Source organism: Dyella sp., from assembly GCF_035277725.1.
Classification (GTDB): Bacteria; Pseudomonadota; Gammaproteobacteria; order Xanthomonadales; family Rhodanobacteraceae; genus Dyella_B.
The window spans coordinates 1-5,815 of record NZ_DATEJY010000163.1 but is presented as its reverse complement, the minus strand read 5'-3'; the positions used below and the strand labels follow the sequence as shown (position 1 = coordinate 5,815).

The 5,815-nt window shown below is 62.1% G+C and carries 3 protein-coding genes; all 3 read left to right on the top strand.

Annotation, left to right across the window (positions count from 1 at the left end):
* Positions 1 to 375 precede the first annotated feature (375 nt).
* The 3 genes from VJR68_RS14640 to manD are packed head-to-tail and all read left to right on the top strand — an operon-like array spanning position 376 to position 5,815.
* On the top strand, positions 376 to 2,571 hold the full coding sequence (locus VJR68_RS14640; protein ID WP_414647793.1) for an alpha-glucuronidase family glycosyl hydrolase: 2,196 nt from the start codon (positions 376 to 378) through the stop codon (positions 2,569 to 2,571).
* Between the two features lie 5 nt (positions 2,572 to 2,576).
* Positions 2,577 to 4,556 carry a sialate O-acetylesterase gene (locus tag VJR68_RS14635; RefSeq protein WP_414647794.1) on the top strand — a complete coding sequence of 660 codons (1,980 nt, stop codon included), beginning with the start codon at positions 2,577 to 2,579 and terminating at the stop codon, positions 4,554 to 4,556.
* 8 nt (positions 4,557 to 4,564) lie between these two features.
* Positions 4,565 to 5,815, top strand: a complete 1,251-nt coding sequence (gene manD, locus VJR68_RS14630; RefSeq protein ID WP_324148815.1) for a D-mannonate dehydratase ManD — start codon at positions 4,565 to 4,567, stop codon at positions 5,813 to 5,815.

Here is a 5,815-nt window from a genome sequence, read left to right as displayed (position 1 = left end):
CTTCATCGATGGTGACGGCGCCGCCTTTGCGGCGCACCGATTTCTTGTCTGTCCTCTTCAAGGTCGTTTCCTTTCAGGCGAATCTGCCGCGGTCAGCAACGCAACGTGGTCACGGTTGAAATCGTCGGTGGGTTCAAAGCGAATATGAGCGCATTTTTGCATATGTTAGCGATAACAGTAGCGGGAAGGGATGGAGTCGTTCCGCACGCAGAAGCTTATCCACCGTCATTCCAGCGAAAGCTGGCACGCGGGGAGAGCACATGGATGTGCTCGGCGTTGAGGCGCGCGAAATCCAGCGACTTTCGCGCGGGAAGGCACTGGATTCCAGCTTTCGCTGGAATGACGAACTGGGCGCGTCGGGCGATAAAGGCCTCCTTGAATCGGGATGGCCGAGCCGCCTTATGGCTATTTTTCCGAACCCTCGCCGTGGCGGTACTGATGCTCGGTGCGCTGCTGCACATGGCGCCAGCACATGCCGAAGATGGCTATGAACTGTGGCTGCGCTATCACGCGCTTCCCGCCGGGGAAATCCAACGCGACCAGAACCACGCCTCACAACTGATCGCCAACGACGCCACACCCACGCGCGCAGCCGCCCGTGCGGAACTGCTGCGCGGCTTGAACGGCTTGCTGGGCGCCGCCCCGCCAGTGTCGGACGCCGTGACCCGCGACGGCGCGATCGTCGCCGGCACGCCGGCTTCATCATCGCTTATCGCGCAACTGCACCTGGATACGTCCAAGCTCGGCAAAGACGGCTACGTGATCCGTAGCGTCACGCTCAATGGCCATCCCGTGACCGCCATCGTCGGCAATGACGATCTCGGCGTGCTGTACGGCAGCTTCCACTTCTTGCGCCTGCTGCAGACCGAGCAATCCATCGATCACCTGGATATCACCGAGGTGCCGCGCATCGAGCTGCGCGTGCTTGATCACTGGGACAACCTCAATGGCAGCGTCGAGCGTGGCTATGCCGGTGCGTCGATCTGGGATTGGTGGAAACTGCCGGACTGGACGTCGCCGCGCTACACCGATTACGCGCGCGCCAATGCCTCGATCGGCATCAACGGCGTGGTGCTCAACAACGTCAATGCCGATGCGCTGATCCTTACGCCCGCGTACTTGAAGAAGGTGGCGGCGCTGGCGGATGTATTTCGTCCTTACGGCATCCGCGTATATCTCAGCGTGCGCTTCAGTGCGCCGATCGAAATCGGTGGCTTGAAGACGGCCGATCCGCTCGATCCCGCTGTGAAAACCTGGTGGCGCGAGAAGACCGACGAGATCTACAAGCTTGTTCCGGATTTCGGCGGCTTCCTGGTCAAGGCCAATTCCGAAGGCCAACCCGGCCCGCAGGATTACAAGCGCACGCATGCGGATGGCGCGAACTTGTTTGCCGACGTGCTTGCGCCACACGGCGGCGTAGTGATGTGGCGCGCGTTTGTCTATTCGCAGAACAGTGCTGACGATCGCGCCAAGCAGGCTTATAGCGAATTCAAGCCGCTCGACGGCCGCTTCCACGCCAACGTGCTGTTGCAGGTAAAGAACGGCCCGATCGATTTCCAGCCGCGCGAGCCGTTCAGTCCTTTGTTCGGTGCGATGCCGAAGACGCCGTTGATGATGGAGTTCCAGATCACCAAGGAGTACCTCGGCTTCGCCACGCACCTGGTCTATCTCGGCCCGTTGTACGAGGAAGTTTTGTCATCCGACACGATGGCAAAAGGCAAGGGTTCCACCGTGGCGAAGGTGATCGACGGCACTCTGGACGGCCATGCACTGAGCGGCATCGCCGGTGTCGCCAACGTCGGTACCGATCGCGATTGGTGCGGTTCCGATTTCAACCAGGCCAACTGGTACGTATTCGGCCGCCTCGCCTGGAACCCCACGCTCTCGGCGCGCGCCATCGCCGAAGAATGGGTGCGCATGACCTTCAGCAACGACATCGCCTTTGTCAAACCCGTGGTCGACATGATGATGGGTTCGCGGGAAGCTGCCGTCGATTACATGACGCCGCTGGGCCTGGCGCACTTGATGGGACCCGGCCATCACTATGGTCCCGCGCCATGGGACAAGAGCCTGGCGCGTGCGGATTGGCAACCGCCCTATTACCACCGCGCGGATCACTTGGGGGTCGGCTTCGATCGCACGCGCACCGGCAGCGATGCGGCGGATCAATACGCACCGCCGATCGCCGCGCAATTCAACGACGTCAAACAGACGCCGGAAACCGTGCTGCTGTGGTTCCACCATGTGCCGTGGGAGTACCGCATGCGCTCCGGCAACACGCTGTGGTACGAACTGGTGGCGCACTACACGCAGGGTGTGGATGACGTAAAAAAGATGCGCGAAACATGGCGCCATCTGGACGGCCATATCGACGCCGACCGCTACCGCAAGGCCGCTACCTTCCTCGCCATCCAGGAACGCGAAGCGCAGTGGTGGCGCGATGCCTGCATCGCGTATTTCCAGCAGGTTTCCGGCCTGCCATTGCCGCCCGGCTTTGCACCGCCGCCGCATCCGCTGTCGTACTACGAATCGCTGTCATTCCATTACGTACCGGGACACTCGTCATGGTGAGCAAGTTGTCGCAGATCAAACGTCGCGGCGCGATGGCCGTGCTGCTGGTGCTTGTGGGTGTGCAGGCGGCGCAGGCTGCCGATGAGCAAGCGCCGCTGTTGAATCCCTTGTTCCAGGATCACGTCGTTCTTCAACGCGACCAAGCCGATCCGATATGGGGGCACGCCAAGCCCCGCGAAGCGGTGACCCTCTCGTTTGCCGGTCAAGATATTCACGCGCAAGCCGACGCCAATGGACGCTGGCACGCATCGCTACCGGCACAGTCGTCTGGTGGACCTTACACGCTCACCGTCACCACGGCCGGCGGCGACACGCAAACCATCCATGACGTATGGGTGGGTGACGTATGGCTGTGTTCCGGCCAATCCAACATGCAATTGCCGGTGAAGCGGGCGCTGGATGCGCGTGCCGAAGTGCAGGATGCATCCAACGACCGCATCCGCGTACTGACCGTGGACGACATCAGCAGCGTCAAACCGCTGGACAGCATCCCCGCTTCCGATCATTGGTTGAAGACGACGCCCAACACCGTGGCCGAATTCTCCGCTGCTTGCTATTTCTACGCGCGCGAACTGCAGAAAGACGTACCCGTGCCGATGGGTTTGATCGTTGCCGCGTGGGGCGGCTCGCGCATCGAGCCATGGATGAGCGAGGCTGCACTGCGCAAGGTCGGCGGTTATGACACGTCGCTGGATCTGCTCGCCGAATACCGCAAGGATCCGACGCATGCCGGCCAGCAATGGAGCCGTGTGTGGCAGGCATGGTGGCGTTCGCGTCCCGGCATCGCGAAGAACGACGAGCCATGGAACGCGGCCGACGTCACCGATAACGGCTGGTTCGCCGCGCCCATCGACAAGGGTGCGTGGCAGCACTGGGGCAAACCGGAACTCGCCAACTTCACCGGCATGCTGTGGTATCGCACCACCGTCACCTTGACCCAAGCACAGGCCGCGCAGCACGCCGTACTCAACTTTACCGCCAACGAAATCGACCAGACCTGGGTCAACGGGCGTTGGGTCGGCACCGGTTATGGCAACGGTGATGTGCGCGGCTACGCGATACCGTCGGGTGTGCTGCACGTAGGCAAGAATCTGATTGCCGTGAACGTGCTCAACACCTATCGCGATGGCGGCATCTACGGACCGGCATCGCAACATGTCTTGCACTTGGGCGATGGCTCCAACGTGCCGCTTGATGCCTGGCAATACAAAGTGGTACCGCTAGCCTATGGGCCGCCGCCGAACGTGCCATGGCAATCGACGTCCGGCTTGACCACGCTCTACAACGGCATGATCGCGCCGCTTGGCCACTACGGTCTCCGCGGTGAGCTGTGGTACCAGGGCGAATCCAATACCGGCGACGCTGCAAGTTATCGCAAGCTGCTGGAAGCATGGCGCGCGGATGAGCGCACACGTTTCGGCGCCAACTTGCCGATCTTGATCGCGCAGTTGTCGAGCTATGGCCCGTCGCCGACGCACCCGAGTGAAAGCGGCTGGGCCGACGTGCGCGAAGCGCAGCGCGTGGTGGCGGCGGAAGATCCGCACTCCGCCCTCGCCGTATCCGTGGATATCGGCGAGCGCTACGACATCCATCCGGCTAACAAGCAGGAATTGGGACGCCGCCTCGCGCGTGCCGCACGCCACGTGATCTATGGCGAAGCGTTGCCGCCTTCCGGCCCCACGCCGGCATCGGCACAGCAAAATGGCGACACGGTGATGCTCACCTTCAACGACGTCACCGGCCAGCTCGTTGCTTACAGCGCCGACAACCCGATCGGCTTCGAATTGTGCGGCGACCAGCCCGGCTCCTGTCACTACGCCCTGGCCGACATTCGCGGCAACCAGGTCGTACTGCATGCGCAAGCCTCCGCACAGAACATCACGCGCGTGCGCTACTGCTGGGCCGACAGTCCGATCTGCACCTTGTTCGACCAGGCCGGCATGCCGGCCGGTCCATTCCAGCTGACCATCACGTCAACCCATTGAATACCGCCATGAACGCAACCTCTGAAACCACCTCACACGGCTCCCACCGCGATCGTGAAATCGTCGATGCGCGCGTCATCGTCACCTGCCCTGGCCGCAACTTCGTCACGCTGAAGATCGAAACACGTTCGGGCATCACCGGCCTGGGCGATGCCACGCTCAACGGGCGCGAGCTGGCAGTGGCCTCGTATCTGCAGGATCACGTGGTGCCGAACCTGATCGGCCGCGATGCCGGCCGTATCGAGGACATCTGGCAATTCCTCTATCGCGGTGCGTACTGGCGGCGCGGGCCGGTCACCATGACCGCCATTGCCGCCGTGGACGTGGCGCTGTGGGACATCCTCGGCAAGCTTGCCGGCATGCCGATCTATCAATTGCTCGGCGGACGTTCGCGCGAAGGCGCCTTGGTGTACGGCCATGCCAACGGACGCGACATTGCCGAAGCCAGTGACGCGGTCGGCCGCTTTATCGAACAGGGTTTTCTTGCCGTGCGCGCGCAATGCGGCGTGCCGGGCGTCAAGAAGGCCTATGGCATTTCCAGCGGCAAAGCCTATGAGCCGGCGGAAAGCGAGCTCCCGCTGGAAACCGTGTGGTCGACACCGCAGTACCTGGATATCGTGCCGCAGCTGTTCGAGCGTGTGCGCGCCGATCACGGCAACGATGTGCATCTGCTGCACGACGTGCATCATCGCCTCTCGCCGATCGAAGCGGCGCGGCTTGCACGCAGCGTGGAGCCGTATCGCCTGTTCTGGCTGGAAGACGCCACGCCGGCGGAAAACCAGAAATCGTTCGAACTGATTCGGCAGCACTCCACCACGCCGCTGGCGGTGGGCGAGGTGTTCAATTCGATCTGGGATTGCAAGCACCTGATCGAGAACCAGCTGATCGATTACATCCGCACTACCATCGTGCACGGCGGCGGCATTACGCATCTGCGTCGCCTGGCGGATTTTGCAGCGCTGCATCAGGTGCGCACGGGCTTCCATGGCGCCACCGACTTGTCGCCGGTGTGCATGGGCGCGGCGCTGCATTTCGATACATGGGTGCCGAACTTCGGCATCCAGGAATACATGTTCCACACCGACGAGACCAACGAGGTGTTTCCGCACGATTACGTCTTCCGCAACGGGCGACTGCATTGCGGTGAAACGCCGGGGCATGGCGTGGACATCGATGAAAAGCTGGCGGCGCGGTTTCCGTATTCGCCTAAACAGTTGCCGGTGGCGCGGCTGGAAGACGGCACAATGTGGGATTGGTAA